Source organism: Ruegeria sp. YKSD179, assembly GCF_059612885.1.
The window spans coordinates 92,418-110,402 of the sequence record NZ_JBXWRL010000010.1; the positions used below are offsets into that span (position 1 = coordinate 92,418).

At 52.4% G+C, this 17,985-nt stretch carries 20 protein-coding genes; 8 read left to right on the forward strand and 12 right to left on the reverse strand.

All coding sequences use genetic code 11. The annotated features are described in order from the left end of the window. Positions 1-97: 97 nt before the first annotated feature. From AC2FNE_RS08125 to AC2FNE_RS08155, 7 genes are all read right to left on the reverse strand, one after another. Positions 98-469 (reverse strand): LysR substrate-binding domain-containing protein, encoded by a 372-nt coding sequence (locus tag AC2FNE_RS08125; protein ID WP_496805155.1) that lies wholly within the window; start codon positions 467-469, stop codon positions 98-100. Then, positions 408-608 carry a hypothetical protein gene (locus AC2FNE_RS08130; protein WP_496716864.1) on the reverse strand — a complete coding sequence of 67 codons (201 nt, stop codon included), beginning with the start codon at positions 606-608 and terminating at the stop codon, positions 408-410. The genes AC2FNE_RS08125 and AC2FNE_RS08130 overlap by 62 nt, the downstream gene beginning before the upstream one ends. Before the next feature lie 167 nt (positions 609-775). Further along, on the reverse strand, positions 776-1,879 hold the full coding sequence (locus AC2FNE_RS08135) for a mechanosensitive ion channel family protein (RefSeq protein WP_496805147.1): 1,104 nt from the start codon (positions 1,877-1,879) through the stop codon (positions 776-778). A 67-nt stretch (positions 1,880-1,946) separates the two neighbouring features. After that, positions 1,947-2,294, reverse strand: a complete 348-nt coding sequence (locus tag AC2FNE_RS08140) for a hypothetical protein (protein WP_170608576.1) — start codon at positions 2,292-2,294, stop codon at positions 1,947-1,949. 37 nt (positions 2,295-2,331) lie between these two features. Further along, positions 2,332-3,429 (reverse strand): alpha/beta hydrolase, encoded by a 1,098-nt coding sequence (locus tag AC2FNE_RS08145; RefSeq protein WP_496716862.1) that lies wholly within the window; start codon positions 3,427-3,429, stop codon positions 2,332-2,334. Positions 3,430-3,519: 90 nt separating this feature from the next. Next, a complete protein-coding gene (locus tag AC2FNE_RS08150) occupies positions 3,520-4,320 on the reverse strand; it encodes a hypothetical protein (RefSeq protein WP_170461201.1) in 801 nt (266 codons plus the stop codon). A gap of 73 nt (positions 4,321-4,393) precedes the next feature. Continuing rightward, entirely contained in the window at positions 4,394-5,977 is a 1,584-nt protein-coding gene (locus AC2FNE_RS08155; RefSeq protein ID WP_496805148.1) for a sulfatase-like hydrolase/transferase, read from the reverse strand. A gap of 143 nt (positions 5,978-6,120) precedes the next feature. Between AC2FNE_RS08155 and AC2FNE_RS08160 the strand changes: the two genes are divergently transcribed. Further along, positions 6,121-6,702, forward strand: a complete 582-nt coding sequence (locus tag AC2FNE_RS08160) for a TetR/AcrR family transcriptional regulator (RefSeq protein ID WP_496805149.1) — start codon at positions 6,121-6,123, stop codon at positions 6,700-6,702. A 316-nt stretch (positions 6,703-7,018) separates the two neighbouring features. Here the strand turns inward: AC2FNE_RS08160 and AC2FNE_RS08165 are convergent, their stop codons facing one another. Further along, the gene (locus AC2FNE_RS08165; RefSeq protein WP_170619605.1) at positions 7,019-8,131 is read right to left on the reverse strand and encodes an HlyD family secretion protein; all 1,113 of its coding nucleotides are present in this window, start codon (positions 8,129-8,131) and stop codon (positions 7,019-7,021) included. Between the two features lie 143 nt (positions 8,132-8,274). On the opposite strand from AC2FNE_RS08165, the gene AC2FNE_RS08170 reads away from it, so the two are divergent. Further along, a complete protein-coding gene (locus tag AC2FNE_RS08170; protein WP_496805150.1) occupies positions 8,275-8,769 on the forward strand; it encodes a hypothetical protein in 495 nt (164 codons plus the stop codon). A 768-nt stretch (positions 8,770-9,537) separates the two neighbouring features. Here AC2FNE_RS08170 and AC2FNE_RS08175 read toward each other — a convergent pair. Then, positions 9,538-10,563, reverse strand: a complete 1,026-nt coding sequence (locus AC2FNE_RS08175) for a carbohydrate porin (protein ID WP_496716860.1) — start codon at positions 10,561-10,563, stop codon at positions 9,538-9,540. Positions 10,564-10,855: 292 nt separating this feature from the next. Beyond that, on the reverse strand, positions 10,856-11,728 hold the full coding sequence (locus AC2FNE_RS08180) for a bile acid:sodium symporter family protein (protein WP_496716859.1): 873 nt from the start codon (positions 11,726-11,728) through the stop codon (positions 10,856-10,858). Positions 11,729-11,922: 194 nt separating this feature from the next. Here AC2FNE_RS08180 and AC2FNE_RS08185 point away from each other — a divergent pair, with 194 nt between their 5' ends. Further along, positions 11,923-12,933, forward strand: a complete 1,011-nt coding sequence (locus AC2FNE_RS08185; protein ID WP_496805151.1) for an AraC family transcriptional regulator — start codon at positions 11,923-11,925, stop codon at positions 12,931-12,933. Positions 12,934-12,942: 9 nt separating this feature from the next. On the opposite strand, the gene AC2FNE_RS08190 is transcribed toward AC2FNE_RS08185, so the two are convergent. Then, a complete protein-coding gene (locus tag AC2FNE_RS08190) occupies positions 12,943-13,065 on the reverse strand; it encodes a hypothetical protein (RefSeq protein ID WP_496805152.1) in 123 nt (40 codons plus the stop codon). Positions 13,066-13,094: 29 nt separating this feature from the next. Here AC2FNE_RS08190 and AC2FNE_RS08195 point away from each other — a divergent pair, with 29 nt between their 5' ends. From AC2FNE_RS08195 to AC2FNE_RS08205, 3 genes are all read left to right on the forward strand, one after another. Further along, entirely contained in the window at positions 13,095-13,961 is an 867-nt protein-coding gene (locus tag AC2FNE_RS08195; RefSeq protein ID WP_496716858.1) for a cysteine hydrolase family protein, read from the forward strand. A gap of 48 nt (positions 13,962-14,009) precedes the next feature. Continuing rightward, complete coding sequence (locus AC2FNE_RS08200; protein WP_496716857.1) at positions 14,010-14,495, forward strand: YHS domain-containing (seleno)protein; 486 nt, start codon at positions 14,010-14,012, stop codon at positions 14,493-14,495. 137 nt (positions 14,496-14,632) lie between these two features. Continuing rightward, positions 14,633-15,202 carry a carboxymuconolactone decarboxylase family protein gene (locus AC2FNE_RS08205; protein ID WP_170473744.1) on the forward strand — a complete coding sequence of 190 codons (570 nt, stop codon included), beginning with the start codon at positions 14,633-14,635 and terminating at the stop codon, positions 15,200-15,202. 30 nt (positions 15,203-15,232) lie between these two features. Here AC2FNE_RS08205 and AC2FNE_RS08210 read toward each other — a convergent pair whose 3' ends face one another. Next, entirely contained in the window at positions 15,233-16,150 is a 918-nt protein-coding gene (locus AC2FNE_RS08210; RefSeq protein WP_496716856.1) for a LysR family transcriptional regulator, read from the reverse strand. A 118-nt stretch (positions 16,151-16,268) separates the two neighbouring features. On the opposite strand from AC2FNE_RS08210, the gene AC2FNE_RS08215 reads away from it, so the two are divergent. Both AC2FNE_RS08215 and AC2FNE_RS08220 read left to right on the forward strand, forming a co-directional pair. Beyond that, positions 16,269-16,895: a pyridoxamine 5'-phosphate oxidase family protein gene (locus tag AC2FNE_RS08215; RefSeq protein ID WP_496805153.1), complete on the forward strand. Its 627-nt coding sequence runs from the start codon at positions 16,269-16,271 to the stop codon at positions 16,893-16,895. Between the two features lie 60 nt (positions 16,896-16,955). Beyond that, on the forward strand, positions 16,956-17,936 hold the full coding sequence (locus AC2FNE_RS08220) for an alpha/beta fold hydrolase (protein ID WP_496716855.1): 981 nt from the start codon (positions 16,956-16,958) through the stop codon (positions 17,934-17,936). Positions 17,937-17,985 lie beyond the last annotated feature (49 nt).

Consider the following 17,985-nt stretch of genomic DNA (forward strand, 5'->3'; position numbering starts at 1 on the left):
TTCTTGGATGACGGTTCCGAGCCGAGGCTAAAGCCATCGTCCACATGCACCAGAATCCAGAGATGCACCGACAATCGTGCGGACCATTGAAATCGGGCTAGCCATCAGCGCCTCGCATGACCGAGGCGGCCACTTCGCGAAGTTTCTCGGCTGCCGGGGATAGGGCACGGCCCTTGTAAGTCACAATGCCAAGTTTGCGGCTGATTGTTGGTTCAGAAATTGGGATGATCGCAATGTCGAGGTCGCGCCCTGAGAGCCGGATGAGGGAGGGAGTTGCCGCTATTCCAATCCCCCGTGCGACGAGGCTAAGTTGCGAATGGAAATGCCCGACCTGTATGTCGTTCGAAAGCACATCGTAGAGAGTGCCTAGGTGGCGTTGTAGGAGTTTGCGTGTACCGCTCTCCGGCCTAAGCAGGATGAAGTGCTGGTTCTTTACCTCCTCCCAGGTGGTCGATGTCGCCGACGCCAGTGGGTGTCCGTACTTCGATTTCCGAGATAGCCTCCGTCTTCTGTCGGAGATCCATGATCTTCGTCTGGGCGCCCTCGATCTGGGTCGGATTCAGGTGGTCGAGGGCATCGAGCAAACGGCGAAAGTCTTGGTGCAGCATGGGTATCCTCCGCGTAAAATGCGAAGTGATATACGCTTTTCTGCGAAATACCGAAGCGCACCAACACGGATTGCGGACACCCCCAAAGTAATTGGGTTTTCCAGGTCAAACATCCTGGTCTTTTGCGTAATCAACTAAGCTTAATCTGTGTTTAGTTGATCAGCTTGTTAGGGTTGTGCTTGTTGCCCACCTAGTACATTGATCGTCGGAAAGGCGAAATTGGCATTCAAGTCAGCAAATATCCTTTTGATTTCCTGGATTAGTATGTGGCGGGCGTTCAGTTCGGCCTCCCAAGTGTTTGAAGCCACGTAACAATCGACCAGAATGTCGACGGAGGACTCTTTCAATTCATGGAGCTTGACGAAGCAGTGGAAATTCTCACTTTTTAAGAAAAGGTCGCACTCAAAAATGAATTCTGAAATTCTATCGCAGAGGGCCTCCAAGACCTCAGGTGACGTCGAATAAGTAGTAGATACAGACCAACGAATGCGACGTGCATCACGTTCGGAAAAGTTTGTTAATACAGAATTTGCCAACTCGCTGTTGGGCACAAAAAGTTTTGACCCATCGAAGTTTCTTATGACAGTCGAGCGAAGTTCCATTTTTTCGATTATGCCTTGCTGACCACCACCAAAGTTCACCCAGTCTCCGACCTTGAATCTACGTTCGCCACCTATACTCACACCCGCGATCAAGTTACGTAACAAATCCTGAGCAGCCAATGCGACTGCTGCACCTGCAATACCCAATCCGGTCAGCGCGGGCCCTAAATCAATTCCCCAGCCCTGTAGAATGACGAAAATCATCAGAACGATAACTACCAGCTTTGCAAACTGAGGCAGCCAGTTCCCAGATATTACATTGTAGCTTCCAACGGATTGTGCAGCCTTGGCGATTGCGCTTTGCAACAGCTCATTGAGGAAGCGAAACAATGTGACAATCAGTGCTATCCTAATCACGGCGCCTAGCAGCTGCGATACGGTTCCCGGAACTCCCAGAAATGAGTAGGAGATATAAAATGCTGCGGCGACACAGATTGCGGAGATAGCTATGATCAAACGGCTTTTTTCTGCGGTTGTGATTTCAATGTGGAATGCACGAGCAATCGAAGCCAAAGGCAAAATCAAAAACTTCGCTAGCGGCGTTTTTGTGAGCCAAATTAAAACCGGCAGTAAAACTGCCGCCAGCAGCATGTAAGGGTCCGCGCTGATCCACCAATCTGTAAGTTGCACAGTTTCCGACATGTTAAAAAGCAGTAGGCTGGAAGTCATTTCAAAGTCACTCTGAGTTGATTGTAGTCTGAGCGTTTGAGGAGTTTCTTTTCCGATCTTAGCGTTGTCAGCGGGTCATCGGAGTCGCGCCTGTTTCCATTCGAACGAGTTTTCCGTCCTTTAGATGCATGACAACCATCACGGATTCCTTTTCGCCGTTGGTGAAAGTCATAAACTGATGCGTCACAAGGATGTCTTCGTTCTCATAGAGGATTCTATAGTCCCGACGCTCAGGTCTAGGGCCTTCAGAGGACCAAATGTCCAACATCTCCTTCTTGAAAACACTGCCGCGACCTTGATGTCGGACGAACTCAAAACCGTCGTCAATCCGGGCCTCCAGCAAGTGTCGATCTCTTTCGTCAAACGCATTTTTCCACTTTTGTGAGAACTTTATTTCGTTCCCCTCCTTTCCCATGACCTTGGTTTCAGCCGACGTTAAGGCATTGGCCTTATTACTGTGTGATCAGCAAATCTCCTCCTCTTTGCGCAAAAAGGACGCCACGGGTGAACAATCCTGGCTCGCTCGCAGTTCCGAATACGTTCACACCTTGCTCGTTAAGCGCCTGGACATATGAGAGAAAAAGCTCGGATTCGGCCGCCTTGCTGTGTGCCAGAGGTCGGCTATCCTGAACTCCGGACAAGTCTACAATTGATACCTCAACGTCCCCAAGTTCACTCGACGAACGAACAGCCCCGACTCTTTTTTCCCGACCTCGCAGGCGTGCTGAAAGGGCTAGTGCTTGGTCGTCATCCGAAACAATGACGAAAATGGGAAGACCGGCTTCCAGTACAACCTCTGCCTGTTCCTGAAATAATCCAATATCAAGATCTGCCGACACCAAAACAACCGCATCAATCTTTGCGAGCGTTCGTTGGTCTTTAGCAAGTGCCAGCGACCTTAATGTTTCCATTACAAGGAACGTGCCCATTGAGTGTCCGGTCACAATGTATCCGGAGAGTGAGGATCGCGAGGTCGCAGCAAGAGTCTCAGCGAGTGAGTCACGCGCGAACAGGGCTCTTTCTCGGTCTTGAAGATACAGTGGAACCTTAGCCGCCGATGGCCATGAGTACAGGATATTCACACCGCGCGTATTTAGGTCGTAGGTGAATTGAGCGGCGGTGACCACCGCCTCCGCAAAGTTTGTGTTGTACCCATGCACGAGGATGGCACCTTGTTTTCTCGTTGTGCCCAGACGCTTTGCACTTTGGTTTATTGAACCGACAAATTCATCCGCTCCACTCAAGCTTTGATGTGACGTCAGTAGAATGTGTTTTTCAGGGTCCGGCTCACTGCGCCCAGGATAGGGTGCCGTTCCAACATCACGGTTGCTCGGGATTGAAACCTCAATTTGGCTAAAATGGGTGACGGGAGATCTTTGACTGGAAAAAAAGGGGGGACCAGCTAATGGCGCCCTAGAAGTCGCTATCAACAAAGACTGTGTTTTCAATTCGGCCGGCTGTTCAGATGCCTGCTCCAAGGTGCCACGCGGTTTAGCGCAGCCGGACAGAGCACTCGCACAGATAAGCACCGTGGTAATAAGGCACCTCATTTCTCTTGGCCCTCTTTCATGCGCAGTGCGGTACGGACCCAACTCGAAGTTTTTCAGACCAGGCCGCTACACCAACAAACCTTTCACGCTTTAGAATCTGAATTTGACGCCTAGAACCGGCCCGTGCTGATCAACGTCATATTCGAACGCCCCAGTGGATAGCGTGTCGCTATAGTCCATGCTGAAGTAACGCCACCCAAAGAACAGCGAAGTTGTTTCCCACGGACGCCAATCAACACCTACATTGGCTCCGATTTGCAGGTCGTTGCCGCCTGCGCCAAAGCCGCCAAGTTCCAAGGATGCGATTGCAGTCCATCGCTCATTGAGCACCCAAGTCCCGCGTGCACCGATTACCGGCTCCCACCAGCCTTCATCGCCGCCCAACACAGGGATTGGTGCCGGAGATGTTACTGTAATCTCCTGGCGCAACGAGTTGTAGCGCGCGCCAGCCTGTAGATCGATGGCGTAGCGCTCCCCATTACCCCCGATTGCGTCAACGGCCTTGTACGCTGCATATAAACCCAGCCATTCTTGACGAATATCAGCGCTGAACGAGGCGCTTCCAGGTGTGGGTAGGCTGCCATCTGCTTCAAGCGAAACATAGTTGGCATCAATTATGAAACCCCAATCGCCGCGCCAGGCTTCGTACCTACCGGCTGCGGCGAAATCGAGGAGTTCCAGTGCATCGCCAAAATCCAGGTCAAGTGGGACGGTCACTCCTGCAACCGTCGAGTCCCCTCTGGTTCTCGCTGGCAGGAAAGCATAGATCGCAAGAGTATGACGCCATTCTGTTTCGCTTTGTCCGGCGAGCGGAATTGGCTCCGCGATGGCTTGCTTCGAAGCGAGTACGGTTATTGTCGCTAAGGCAAGTCTCGATATGGTTTGTTTCATAGGTCAGCTCGTTTGGCTATTTTGATTTCTATATTGGGCGAGCCGCCAATTGGGCGTCTCAAATCTCGTAACCTTAGTGACGTTGGGCTTTGAGACGTGCTTCCTCAGGAGTGATTGGTTCGCGGTGAGGGAACTGCTCGACGCGACCGTAGTGCATGCCCAAAAGCTTCTGCATCGGTTGAACCACCCAAAGGCCAGGATAAGCTGCGCCGTATTTTTCGCCGGGATCTCGCTTCACGTTGTAGAAGTCCATTCCCGGCAACCCGCCATGACCTTCTGTGATGTGGATCTTGTGATCATTATATCGGAAAGCGCCAAGCACATCGGCGCTGTAGTGGGCCATAAACTGTCGACGTCCATAACCTTCTCCATTCAGAAGAAGCGATGTCTGATCAATACCGTCGGTGATCCTATCACTGGGTATTTTGTCCAGTGCGCCACCGATCCGAGCCGCGGTAGTAAACAGGTCGGTAACATGAATTACATCCATGGGGTCTTGCATCGGTTCGATCATACCTGGCCACCAGGCCATAGCAGGGACCCGAACCCCACCCTCAAGAACATCTCCTTTTGCACCGCGTAACAGAGTGTAGCCAGCGGTTGGCCAGAAGGCGTACATTGGGCCATTGTCACTGATCCAGACGACCAGTGTGTTTTCAGCGATGCCTTCTGCTTTCAAAGTTTCGAGCAATTGGCCGACATGCTTATTGTGCAAAGCCATGAAAGACGCCTGACGATTGTTCTTGTCCACCATCGGGTGGTCGATGAACTCTTGGCTTGGCGCTATTTGCTGAGCGTATGAGGCCCAGTAGATGAAGAATGGGTTTTCGTCGTCGGCGTGTTCTTTCACATATTCTGTGATCTGGCTGATGGACTCGTTTTCAAAAGCTTCCTGCCTTTCTGGTGAGAGCGTCCCAGCTGCACCTTCGATTGGGGTGCGACCCTCGCCTTTCCTGCCGATATAACCACCTATAGAAAGATCGATACCCGCCTCTTCCAGATAGCTTTCGTTTCCGGGGAAGTCAGCGAAGGGAAATGTACCGCTTTGATCCTCATATGATGCCTGCCAATAGTCCGGGGCTCCATTGAAGAGGCCATAGTACGCGTAATCATACCCTTGGTTTTCCGGAGCATGTTCGGGCAAATCACCAAGGTGCCATTTACCCCACATCGCGGTTTGGTAGCCGACCTCGGATAGAACTTCTGCTGTCGTGACTTCTTCAGGCGACAACCCATCGACCTGTCCTGGCCATAGAACAGTCAAAAGACCTGTGCGAACCGGGTGGCGGCCCGTGTTGATGGCGATACGGGTTGGTGTGCATGATGGCTCGGCGTAACCCGACCAGAACCTCATCCCTTCAAATGCAATCTTGTCCAGAGTTTCCGAAGGTGTGCCACGATGCTTTCCACCGCCTTGCCAACCCAACTCACCCCAGCCGATATCGTCGGTCAGTATATAAATGATGTTGGGTTTTTTTCCGAACTTCTCCTCCAATGCCGCAAGCTTTGCATCAATTTCGGCATCTTCAGCGGCCCAAGTCTCAGCATTACGCTGTGCGTTTACCAAATGGGGGCCGTCGGGTTCAAAGGAGCTTGCTGGAGCTGCAATAGCCATAAGTACCGCGAGTGCGGCGCTTGTTCTAAGTCCTTGTTTCATAGTCTCCCCCTCAAATTTGTATACAGGCTTAGTAAAGCATACTATACGCTACCGTCTATAAAAATATACGGTTGCGTATAGTTGTATATTTTAGATGGATTAGATAACTGCTGAATTTGATACAGATCAAAGGTAATAGTGTTTTGGTTAAAAAGCGTGTCAGCAAAAAAGATTGGTTAAACGCCTCGCTCGACCTACTTCGGGCCGGAGGGATTGAAGCAGTCCGTGTTGAACGCCTTGCCGATAAGTTGAACGTGGCCAAAAGCGGTTTCTACTATCACTTTCGTGACAGGGCGGACCTGCACAAAGCCTTGCTCGATCATTGGCTGCAACTTGATGGTACTCCTTTCCTTAAAGAGCGACGATTTGCTGAGGCTTCGCCGGCTGAGAAGCTCGCTATCGTTGCTGAAGTCGTAGACCAGGCCGATCTCAGCCGATACGACAACGCAATTCGCCAGTGGGCTCGCCAAGATTCAAAGGTTCGACGTGTCTGGCGGAAAGAAATGAACAAAAGGCTTGAGCATATTCGCGGTCTGTTTCGGGCGCTTGGCTTCGAGGGTGAGCAATTGGAGATGCGGGTCCGGACGTTCGTCGCCTATCAGGTTGGTGAACGGGAGCTTTTTTCGGAGCTATCCGCGAAAGATCGTTCTCGGCTTCGAAGCTTGCGACTAAAACTCTTGGTCGAAGGACAGATTGAACTAAGCTCGGCCAATGGCCGTCGATAGGCCAAGTTTGCGAGAATAGCGTCATTGCTTCCTCATTTTTCCAAGTCGATTTCGGCAAATTGGTTTCAGCAGTGGCAGTTCAACTGCTGAGGGCTTCGGGCTTGAGACGTGCATCGATAGCTTGAGACCACGTGTTAACAACAAAGTAAGCCTTCAAAGGAAATAAGCGGTTTTCACGCCGGCTGAGAAACGGACGCTAAAGTACCGAACCTCATCAACCAATTAATGCAATGCGCCAACGCGACTCCCGCTCAATGCAGCAAGATCTATCTTTGGCACTGGCAATCAGGAAGCTTTAGTCATTTGAGGTTCAACCTCAGAGATAATTGAATTGCATGCGTAGCCAAAACAGAACCCGAGCAAGAAGTTCAACCGGGCCAGCGCCATCAGTGATCATTGTGGCTGAACCCGACATCCCAAGCCGAGTCGCATGGGTCGGCAGGTCCTCTGGAAGAGCAAGACGCACGGCGAATTGGTTGGTCCCAACGAGTTGACCGACTGAAGGAAGCGTACCGGTGGCGCCACTCAGTGTTCCTTCGGCCGTTCCGGGAATAACTGCCTCTATTGTAGTAATGAATGAAGTACCTGGCAGCGACTGCATCGCAACCATGACCTCGCTGCCAATTTCGAAGGCATGGGCTCCGCTTTGACTGAAAACGGCCGTAAGGGCGCGGCTCACGTTTGGCAAGAATGCTACGGCAGGTTGAAAGCTAGTCACTCGTTGGCCTGGTTGAAGCGTTAACGCTGTGACCAACCCATCATCCGGCGCGATAACAACAGTTTGCTCCAGGTTCCAGCGTGCCAAAACCAAGTCCTGTTCTGCTTGTACAACCGCTGCGTTTACGCCTTCGACCTCCGAGCCAATACGGATCTCAATCCCACGTTTCCGAGCGCGGGCGGCATCGAGGCTGGCTTCAAGCTGTTCGATATTTGATACCGCTTCCTGCATTTGGAATTCTGTGCTGGCACCCCTTTCCGCAAGCTGAACGATGTCATCGCGGCGTTGGAATCCGAATTCTAGCTGGGCTTCGATACGCTCAATGTCAGCCTCAGCCGCTTCAAGTTCAGCCTGTAGACCTTCGGCTGCTGACCTTGCATCCACCAACGCAGCCTCAGCTCGGGAGACCTCTGCGGCATAAGGTGTTGGGTCAATCCGAAACAGTAGGTCGCCTTTCTGAACAGGCTCGTTTGCTTTCACGCCGATCTCGGTAACTGTTCCTGAAATATTCGGAGTAATTTCTATTGTTACACCCTGTACAGCCACTCGACCCGAAGGTGTCAGATAGTTGAGCGCTCCAATGACAACCAATGCGATTACAAGCCCCAACAAGGCTATGATCGATTTCCAAGTGCCGTTCCAAGGAAGCAGCTTAAAGCGGCCAAAGATCAAGTAGACGAGAATCGCGTAGAGGCTGAGAACGATGAGCATAAAGACAACTCCAAACGTTTTCCAAGCCGACATTATTACGACCTGACGAGGTCTATTATTCGTTACACAAGGACAAACACTTGACAAGACGCTCATTCTGCAAACCAATTTCACATTAGGCAGCTGATTGTCAGGAGCGCAAAATGTGCAGCGAGATACATTACTCGGCGAATTCTCTGAGCACAGCAGTGGCGGCCGCTTGTCTATTGTGTCTAACAGTTTCGTCATCTTCCGCTCAGACGGCTAGCATCGAGTGTCCCGAAAACCCCGAGAAATCGGGAACTTTTACTTTGCAGGGTGAAACGCGATCTTTTTTTGTCGGCTACCGATGGGGCGAAGGCGTCTTAACTCTCAATAACGGTGAGGAGCATAAATTCTCGGCACGCGGATTGAAGTTTGGCGAGACGGGTTCCAGTACGATGCAAATTGTCGGTGAGGTCTATGGCTTGGAGCCCTTGGATGACTTCGAAGGGGATTACGTTGGTACTTTCGGTGGTGTACTTCCACTTATAGGTCAAACCGACGTCCTTCTGGTGAACTCAAAATGTGTAACTCTCGCTGCGAAACTAGTGGGAACTGGATGGACAGTTTCTCTCGAAGCGGATCAAACTGTGGCCATTAAGTTCGAGAATAACTGACTTGCGATTCATAAAGAAATCGCAATTTCTGCTAGGATACAACGCCGGCTGCTAAGCCTTAGCGTACGCGTCACAGTTCTTGATCATTCCAATAATCTGTCCGTCGGAAAACTTCCGTTTCAACCTCCATCCGTTGCTTGGGTGGACCACCAACTCCTCAAGAACATGATTTCTGGTCGGGTTGCGTCAGAACTACAATTCAAGTTTGGTCGTGGTCATTTCGCTAAAGTTTGCAAAGTCTGCTTACTGCGCATCTCAGACCTTCGCGTGAACCCCAGGTTCCTCAGTGAGGCCCTTTGCGGGATTGAGTAATGCAAAGGGCCATAAACGTGACAAGTTAGATGAACTGGTTGCGATACGCGACAAGCTAGAAATCGAGGGCATTAAGTTTGGGACACTACCGGAAAAACGTTCGCTCACACCAGGTGACATCCATCTAGTCGGATGACGCATCTGCTGTATCGGGTTCAATCGACCCTTGGTGAACTACGCAGCTCTACAAATCAAACATTTAATCGAGAATGGTCTAGCTGAAACAGCGGCGCAGAACTGCCTCGGCATCGAAGCGCCGCAGTACTCAGCACCAAGGTCAGCGATGCGCAGGATGCGGACTTTGCAAAGTTCAAGTCGTTTCCCGAGAGCAGACTATCATTCACTGAACGGCATTGGCAAAACTCGTCCCGAGCTACAGTAGCCTTGAGAGCTAGATGCAGCGAGTGCATTCGGAATTTCCGAGGTCATACTACCGAATGCAGCGCCTTCGCCAATTCAAAATGTCAGCCGCGCTCGTAACCCAAGAACAGTCACCGTACCGTCGCTTGAGTTAAATGCTGGATTATCCAAGTACTGTATACTTGGAGTAATCGCGAAGTTCTGAGCGACCTGCCAGCGATAGAAAGCTTCGACTGCGACTTGGTCTTCATCTGAATTCGGTGGACGACCCCAACTAGCTCCAAGTCCCACTTCACTCGCGCGGAAAACGCCCTTCGTAATACCAGCGGCCGCGTATCTTTGGTACGGTGTGCTGGCATCTTCGTTTGCCCATGCAAGTCGGGCAAAAGTTCCAATGCGCGAATTTTCGAACGTATAGCTGCCTGTTAGGCCCACACCGTAATTGTCATCGTCGGTGTGCCAAAGAGCTACGTGAACATTGTTGAACAAAAACGAAGCATCGGACACGCTTTGATCGGTCCAACCAAACTCAAGAGCTTTGAAGTATTCGCCATCACCAAGAGTATCAAAGCTCAAGCTATCGTATTGCCCATTGGCATCCATAACCATGCCCAAAACATAGAAGTTGGTGCGAGGAATGCCGATGTACCCCGAGATTCCGAACGAACCGGTCGACGGATAGCCAATAGTAGGGTTCAAGATAATACTGTTGTTCTGAAACGACGTAAGGTTGTCGGAGTATGGCGTAATGTCGAACTGCGAGAAGGCACTCATGTATCCGACGCTTACCTCAATCGGAGTATTCCCAGCGTCTAATCTTTGTCGCCATTTTAAGACGGTGATACCCCATTGCTGGTCAGACCAGTCCGGCGCAGTTGTTCCTACCCACCCGAAATTCAGCACAAGTGCTTCGGGCGACAATTCGCTTCCTATTTTGTGGCGGTTCTCAATTCTGAAATCCAAAGTACCTTTTCGTGATGGATTCGACCGGTTCAACAAATCCCAAGAAAAGAAGGCTCTGAAGATACCACCTACGGCATCAGTTTCACCAAAGCTGTTATCGGACCACTGGGCGTTAAAGTTGTAGTCGAAGCCTAGTTTGAAGCCATATCGTTCGGCCAAGATCGAGCTGGAAGAGGTCGTTCAGTCCGAAAGACGAATAGTCGGCTCGGGATATTGAAGGTCAGTGCTAAGCTGATTAGCCGTTCAGAGCAGTGACGGCTTCAAGTTACCTTGCTCGCATTGACGCGAGGCCGTTGAACGGCAGGTTTGTTGCGCTCTACGAAACTGCACACTCTAGGGCGAATGTCCGGTTTGGAGCTCCTTGATCGCTCTTTGACCAGACGGCGCTCTGGTATGGAAACAAAGGGGCTTGGCTCAGCGCATAACCAGAGCTAGCAAATAGGCGTCAGGATCATGAAATTGGGCTTCTTCGCGCAAGGAAAGCGAAGACAGGCAACATTGTTACGATCCAGACCACGCTATAAATTGCGGATGGGATGGCATATTCGCTTAACCCATTGGTGTTAGGCAACAGCAAAGTGGCAATTGCGATTCCCAAAGCTCCGTTTTGAACGCCGGTCTCAATTGAAATCGTCTTCGCCTCGATGTCTGTGCATCCGAGCATCCCTGAACTCATGATGCCAATAAACGTGAGTGACGCACCTGCAACAAATAGTGCGGGTCCAATCCTAAGGTAGTTATCCGCGACCACCACCCAGTTTGAAATGATCGCGCCTCCAATGACCAGTGCAAAAAGTAGCATAGAGACCTTGCTAAAGACTGGTTCGACAGCGGCTACAATCCGCGGCGCCAATGACCGCGCGGTCACCCCGACTAGGATTGGAGAAGCTGTTAAAAAAAACATTGCTAAAGCCGTCGAAGAGATGTCGATAGCGGGCGCAGTTGCCCCCATGAACATCTGCATCGAAAACCCCAGGATAAGCGGTACGGTAACGACACAAGTCAGACTGAAGACTGCTGTAAGAGTAACGGACAAAGCAACATCCCAATTCGAAAGCTTGGTTACGATGTTACTGATCGCCCCGCCCGGACAGGCCGCTAAAATCATAATACCAACGGCTGTCTCGGCGGAAATCCCAAAGATAAAGATCACCATCAAAGCGATGCAAGGCAGCAAAATGATCTGGTTGAGAGCCCCGACGCAAAAGGCACGTGGACGTCGTCCGATGCGTTGAAAGTCGGCCGCCGTGAGTCCGAGGCCAAGGCAGAACATGATGACAACAACTGCGAGCGGCAGCAGCACAGATATAAAAATTTCGCCCATCTATCATGACCTCTATGACTGCATGCTTCCGCACGCTTTCGGACGATACCGTTCAGAAAACCTGATGACGAGTTTTATCAGTTTGGCGCATTTATCCTCAAGCGCCCGAAGATCGAGGCTGTCTTTATTTATTATACCTATCACAGGGTTGGACGATCTGGTGTGAAAGAGCTTTCCAGTGCTAATCTCACTGTATGGCAAGTGTAACTTACGCATTCGCTCGCGCGATGGCCAACGCCGCCGGGATGACGCTGAACGACGATGGCGCCCTGATTTCGAATGGCGCTGTCGTGCTGCGTTTACCAGAAGCTCAAGACGGCCAATTGGCGGATGATGCGTATTTCGATTTGATAGATTGGATTCGTGCGCAACAAGCGGACGAGGCCGCGTTGGTTGAGGCCTATGCAAACGCGATTGCGACCGATGATCTCGGCGTACTTGGCTTGGCCGTTAAGACAGCTCCGACCTTGCGGCAATCATTGCAACGGATCGAGCGCTATTTTCGTCTCGTCACGGACACCGCAGTTTACAAACTTGATGAAACCGGCGACCCGGTTCTTTGGATTTTTGAAGGACAAACACCACATCGCGCCGCCTTGGAGCTGCGCAACGAATGCGCGCTTGCGGCCTTTGCGAGGAACATGCATCGGTTTGTGGGTGATGGGTTGTCGCTCGCATATGTCACGTTTCAGCATGCATGCAGACAAGAGCCAGAACATTACGCCGAATATTTCGGGTGCCCGGTTCGATTTGGGAGCGCCCACAACGCCATTGCTATGCGCCCTGCTATGCTGGAAAGCGAAAATCGTCTTGGCGATCCGGGCTTGTCAGATTTCATGACGAAGCACCTGGATGAGGAGTTCAACTCTCGCGATGACGACACCTCACTGAGCCAAGCAATTGTCCACCGGCTTACGCCAGCCCTAAGTAACGGCGCACCGCAGGCGGCGCATGTCGCCCAAGAGATGGGAATGAGCGAGCGCACTCTTTACCGCAGGTTGGCCGAAGAAGGGCTGACCTATCGCGACGTTCTTGGTCAGGCACAAGTTGCACTCGCTCGTGACCTGCTCCGTGACGGTAAGGCTTCCATAGCCGAGATCGCCTTTATGACCGGGTTTTCGGAACAGAGCACGTTCAGCCGCGCCTTCAAGCGCTGGGTTGGCCAGGCTCCGGCACGATTCAGGCAGCAGGCGACCTCCGACTAGGCACACACCTCAAGACCACATGGCAGGTTCGGCCAAAACCTTGGCAGGGCGGGCCGATACCTCAATCGATGTGGCGCCTAACTTCTTCTTTGTCAGATCCACCTGGGGCGCTCCCGAGTAAAGCAAACCCATTTGCCCCTCTCAGACAAAGGAAATTTGCAATGAGCAATCATGACCACAAACATAGAGCAAGCTGCGCTTGCGAAGTCACGCCCGAACGCGTTGATATGGCGCGCCGGCGACTCTTGCAACAAGCCGCCGGTGCGGCCGCGGCAGGTACAACAATAGTGGCTGGCGGGCAGGCCCTTGCCGCGACCGACGAAGCACGCGCCTACTATGCTGACCCGGAAAATCCAGGCCTTCCCCAAATCGACATGACCATTGAGCCGGGGCGTACTGCGCTTGTGGTGACCGACCCCCAGATTGATTTTTTGTCAGAGGACGGTGTGACGTGGGGTGTCGTTGGCGAAAGCGTGACCGAACAGGGCACGGTCGACAATATCGAACGGCTTTTCATTGCCGCCAAGGCTGCGGGGATGCCGGTCTTCATCTCGCCCCACTATTACTACCCGCATGACCACAAGTGGGAGTTCGAGGGCACTCTGGAAGCCACGATGCACAGCATCGGCATGTTTGACCGCCTGGGACCGCTCAATTTGGACAACTTCGAGGGCTCAGGTGCCGACTGGATGCCGCAATACAAGAAGTACATCGAGGATGGCGAAACCATCATTTGCTCGCCACACAAGGTTTACAGCCCTGCTCAGAATGACCTGAACCTGCAATTGCGTAAACGCAAGATCGACAAGGTGATCCTCGCGGGGATGTCGGCGAACCTGTGTACGCAGGCGCATCTCTACGAGCTGCTGGAGCTGGGCTACGAAGTCGCTGTCGTTCGCGATGCCACAGCCGGGGCCAAGGTGCCTGAAGGTGACGGGTATCTCGCCGCCATAATCAACTTCCGAATGGTCGCCAACGGCGTCTGGTGGACCGACGACGCGGTTGAGCGCATTGGCCAATCGGCCTGACCCAAATCGATCTTCAAATTTGATCCTGACATCCTGAAAGGACATATCATGACACGCATCTTTACATTTGCCGCACTTACAACAGCGTTGACGCTCGCCCTGGCGGCGGCGGCATTGGCTGACGATGAATACAACGTTTCGAACAGTCTTACCTTGACCGGGCAGCCCCTCGGCATGCATGGCGTCGATCCTGTATCGATGTTTGAAGCCGAAAAACCCGAAATGGGCAACGCCACTTTTACATCGGCCCATGATGGAGTGGACTACTATTTTGCGTCGCAGGCAGCGCAAGCCACATTCGAGGCGGATCCGACGGCACATCTGCCTCAATTCGGCGGGTTCTGCGCCTTTGGCGTCTATGTAGGCAAGAAGCTTGATGGCGATGTTCGGTATGCCGATATCGTGGACAACAAGCTCTATCTCTTTGTGAATGAGGACATCTTCAAGAAGTACCTTGAGGACAAAGAGACCGTGATCCAAGGCGCCCATGCCAAGTGGGCAGACATCCACCACACGCCTGTCGGCAGCCTTTGATCGAGGAATTTGGTGGCTTTTGCCGGTCGGAGCCACCGCTGCCTCTCCCCTCCCCAAAAGGCCGGCATTTCTCCAAGACGCCCTGTCCGCAATGACAATTTGCGTGCGTCGAAAACTCTTCCCAAAGGAAACCAGACATGACTGATTTTGAGACCTATACAATCGCCTCAGCCCCTGATGCCGCGAAACCAATTCTGGAAGCATCGCTGAAAGGATATGGTTTTGTGCCCAACCTTTATGCGGCCATGGCCGAAGCGCCCGCAATATTGGAAGGCTATACGACACTTTCCAACATCTTTGGAAAGACCAGCCTGTCAGAGACTGAGCGCCAGATCATCCTTATGACTAACAACCGGTTGAACGGGTGCAAGTACTGCATGGCCGCCCATACCACTCTTTCACAGATGGCCGGTGTCCCCGAAGACGTGATCGCAGCGTTACGCGATGGCAGCCCTATCGCCGACCCCAAATTGGAAGCACTGCGCAAATTCGTCATCGTGATCAACGAAAGCCGTGGCTGGCCCAGCGACGCACAGGTCGAGGCGTTTCTGACGGCTGGCTATACCCGCCAGACCATGCTGGAAGTCATCCTTGGCACAGCGTTGAAAATCCTGTCGAACTATACGAACCATGTGGCGGAAACGGCTTTGGATGATGCGTTTGTCCCAAATGCATGGACCGCCTCATCCGCGGCGGCGGCTGAATAGCGCGATTTTGCCTAATTGTTGGTCTTGCGCTTAGGCCTGAGTTTGGTTCTGGCCAATAAGGGAATCCGATTTGAGACGTTCGACCGCAAAATCAACAAAAGCGCGTACCTTCGCAGACACGGTTCGACCCTCTTGATGCACAAGATGGATGGGAACCTCGGGTGGCTCATATGACTTCATGACAGTCTTGAGCCGCCCATCTGCAATGTAGGGTGCCACCTGATACGACAAAAGCCGTCCGATCCCATGACCTTGCAACGCCAACTCAATCACGGCGTCATTAGTATTCATGCTGATGCGTGGGTTCACTCGTTTGGTTATGCTCTTTCTACCGCTTTGAAAATGCCATTGGCCGGATGCATTCAGGGCAGTAGAATTAATGATGGCGTGGCAGGACAAATCATCCGGAGTTTCAGGTTTGCCATGCGATTCAAGGTAAGATGGCGACGCAAATAGTATTTGATTTACCGCACCGCACCTAACGGCCATCAAACTGGAATCAGCGAGGTTGCCAATTCTGATACCAACGTCGAGACCCTCATCAATCAGATTTACTACGCGGTCCACATAAAGCGTGCGTGCCGATAGCTTCGGATAAAGATCCAGAAATTCGCCCAGAAGCGGAGTGATGAACATACGACCAAACAAGACCGATGCGGTGACACTTAGTTCCCCGGTGGGTTCGGCATAGGAACCGAAAGCGGCGCGCTCGGCCTCTTCAAGATCAGCCAAAATACGTCTGGCATCCTCAAAAAACCTTTGTCCACTATCAGTCAGCATCACCGAGCGCGTGGTGCGCACAAAAAGACGGATCCCCAGGCTGTCCTCAAGCATGGAAACCATTCGGGTCACTGTTGGCGGTGACATGTTGAGGTGGCGGGCCGCCGCGGCAAAACCTTTCAACTCGGCCACCTTCACAAAGACGTTTAGCGCGTGAAATCGGTCCACAGCATTATTCCACTTTTTGGAATAATATATTGCCAAGTATCTGAATTCCGCAACATAGAAGCTCTGATTAACTTCACCTCAGTCCCAGGGCATCGCCCAGACCGAGATGGAGAATTCAATGGCACGACCCTTTGCAGAGATCAGCTTCACGCCTTCCGTGCGCGAAACGCAGGCCAAAAATGGTTCAGCGAACGGCTACGCGAAGTTTCTGGAAGGCACCCGTCACGAGGACCTGATCAGCCCGATTGAGGCCAGCTTCATCGCGCAAAGGGACGGCTTCTATCAGGCCACGGTCTCAGAAACCGGCTGGCCTTATGTGCAATTCCGCGGCGGTCCAACGGGTTTTCTGAAAGTGTTGGATGAACGGACACTTGCCTATGCCGATTTCCGCGGCAACCGGCAGTATCTCAGCACTGGGAATCTGCTGGGCAATGACCGCATCTCGCTGATCCTGATGGACTACCCCAATCAGAAGCGTCTCAAGATCTGGGGTCGGGCGATGATCATTGGTGCCGAGGACGATCCGGCCTTGATGCAGCGCCTGAGAGCGCCGGACTATCGCGCTGACCCGGAGCGGGCGGTTGTGATCAAGCTTGAAGCGATGGACTGGAACTGCCCGCAGCACATCCCCCAACGCCTGACCTTTGAAGAGTTTGAAGATTATCTGACCCCGTTTCGCACTGAGCTGGCAGCGCTGAAAGCACGAAACGCAAGGCTCGAAGCGTCGCTCGGACAGCAAAACTGACCCGTGTCAATCCTGGCGTGTTCAGACGCGCCCCCCGTAACCCAATGAAAGGAAATACCCATGTCGCGCAATTTGAAATCCATCCTGAGCGCCAGCATTCTCGCGCTTTCAATCGCTGCACCAATTGCACCAGCTCCTGCAATCGCAGCAGGGACCGGAATTGAGGCCATGTGGGCCGTCTATTTCCGCACCGAACAAATCGACGAAGTCAGTATCGCTTATCGTGAGGCCGGAGATCCGAGCAGGCCCACCGTCCTGCTGCTTCATGGCTTTCCGACTTCCTCGCATATGTTCCGTAACCTTATCCCGGAACTGGCCAAGAACTACCACGTGATCGCGCCCGATTTCCCCGGATTTGGCGCGTCGGACATGCCGATGGCCGAAAACTTCGAGTATTCTTTCGCAAATATCTCTGGAATGATGACGGCGCTGCTCGACCGGAAAGGTATCGATCAATACGCGGTCTATCTGATGGATTACGGTGCCCCGGTTGGTTTCCGTATGTTTGCGGAACAACCCGAACGGGTCACTGGCTTTATCATTCAAAACGGGAATGCTTATGAAGAAGGGCTGCGCGAGTTCTGGGATCCCATCAAAGCCTATTGGGCCGAGCCATCGCAAGAGAATGGCGACCAGCTTCGTGGATTCCTCACTCTAGATGCCACCAAATGGCAGTTCACCCACGGAGTTCAAAAACCCGAGTTGATCAGCCCGGATAACTATTGGCACGTCCAATACCTGCTTGACCGCGATGGCAATCAAGAGGTGCAACTTGAACTCTTTCTGGATTACGGCACCAACGTTGCCGAGTACCCAAAATGGCAAGCGCTGTTTCGCGAACATCAACCCCCGACGCTGCTGATGTGGGGCAAAAATGATCACATCTTTCCGGTCGAAGGCGCCTATCCCTATCAACGCGATCTGAATGATCTCGAGTTTCATCTGCTCGATACGGGACACTTTGCACTCGAAGAGTACGGGCCCGAGATTGCGGCGCAGATGACCGCCTTTCTGAACCGCATCACCACCGCTAGCAACTGACGTGGAACTGGCCGCACCGCGCTCAAAGGTGCGACCTCACGCATGGAGT

Bases quoted from the DNA above. Each gene is read 5' to 3' on its own strand.
- AC2FNE_RS08150 (WP_170461201.1), bottom strand. From the start codon at position 4,320: ATGAAACAAACCATATCGAGACTTGCCTTAGCGACAATAACCGTACTC.
- AC2FNE_RS08180 (WP_496716859.1), bottom strand. From the start codon at position 11,728: ATGGGCGAAATTTTTATATCTGTGCTGCTGCCGCTCGCAGTTGTTGTC.
- AC2FNE_RS08140 (WP_170608576.1), bottom strand. From the start codon at position 2,294: ATGGGAAAGGAGGGGAACGAAATAAAGTTCTCACAAAAGTGGAAAAAT.
- AC2FNE_RS08220 (WP_496716855.1), top strand. From the start codon at position 16,956: ATGTCGCGCAATTTGAAATCCATCCTGAGCGCCAGCATTCTCGCGCTT.
- AC2FNE_RS08165 (WP_170619605.1), bottom strand. From the start codon at position 8,131: ATGCTCATCGTTCTCAGCCTCTACGCGATTCTCGTCTACTTGATCTTT.
- AC2FNE_RS08190 (WP_496805152.1), bottom strand. From the start codon at position 13,065: ATGGGTTTGCTTTACTCGGGAGCGCCCCAGGTGGATCTGACAAAGAAG.
- AC2FNE_RS08185 (WP_496805151.1), top strand. From the start codon at position 11,923: ATGGCAAGTGTAACTTACGCATTCGCTCGCGCGATGGCCAACGCCGCC.
- AC2FNE_RS08205 (WP_170473744.1), top strand. From the start codon at position 14,633: ATGACTGATTTTGAGACCTATACAATCGCCTCAGCCCCTGATGCCGCG.
- AC2FNE_RS08145 (WP_496716862.1), bottom strand. From the start codon at position 3,429: ATGAGGTGCCTTATTACCACGGTGCTTATCTGTGCGAGTGCTCTGTCC.
- AC2FNE_RS08130 (WP_496716864.1), bottom strand. From the start codon at position 608: ATGCTGCACCAAGACTTTCGCCGTTTGCTCGATGCCCTCGACCACCTG.
- AC2FNE_RS08170 (WP_496805150.1), top strand. From the start codon at position 8,275: ATGTGCAGCGAGATACATTACTCGGCGAATTCTCTGAGCACAGCAGTG.
- AC2FNE_RS08200 (WP_496716857.1), top strand. From the start codon at position 14,010: ATGACACGCATCTTTACATTTGCCGCACTTACAACAGCGTTGACGCTC.
- AC2FNE_RS08155 (WP_496805148.1), bottom strand. From the start codon at position 5,977: ATGAAACAAGGACTTAGAACAAGCGCCGCACTCGCGGTACTTATGGCT.
- AC2FNE_RS08215 (WP_496805153.1), top strand. From the start codon at position 16,269: ATGGCACGACCCTTTGCAGAGATCAGCTTCACGCCTTCCGTGCGCGAA.
- AC2FNE_RS08135 (WP_496805147.1), bottom strand. From the start codon at position 1,879: ATGACTTCCAGCCTACTGCTTTTTAACATGTCGGAAACTGTGCAACTT.
- AC2FNE_RS08195 (WP_496716858.1), top strand. From the start codon at position 13,095: ATGAGCAATCATGACCACAAACATAGAGCAAGCTGCGCTTGCGAAGTC.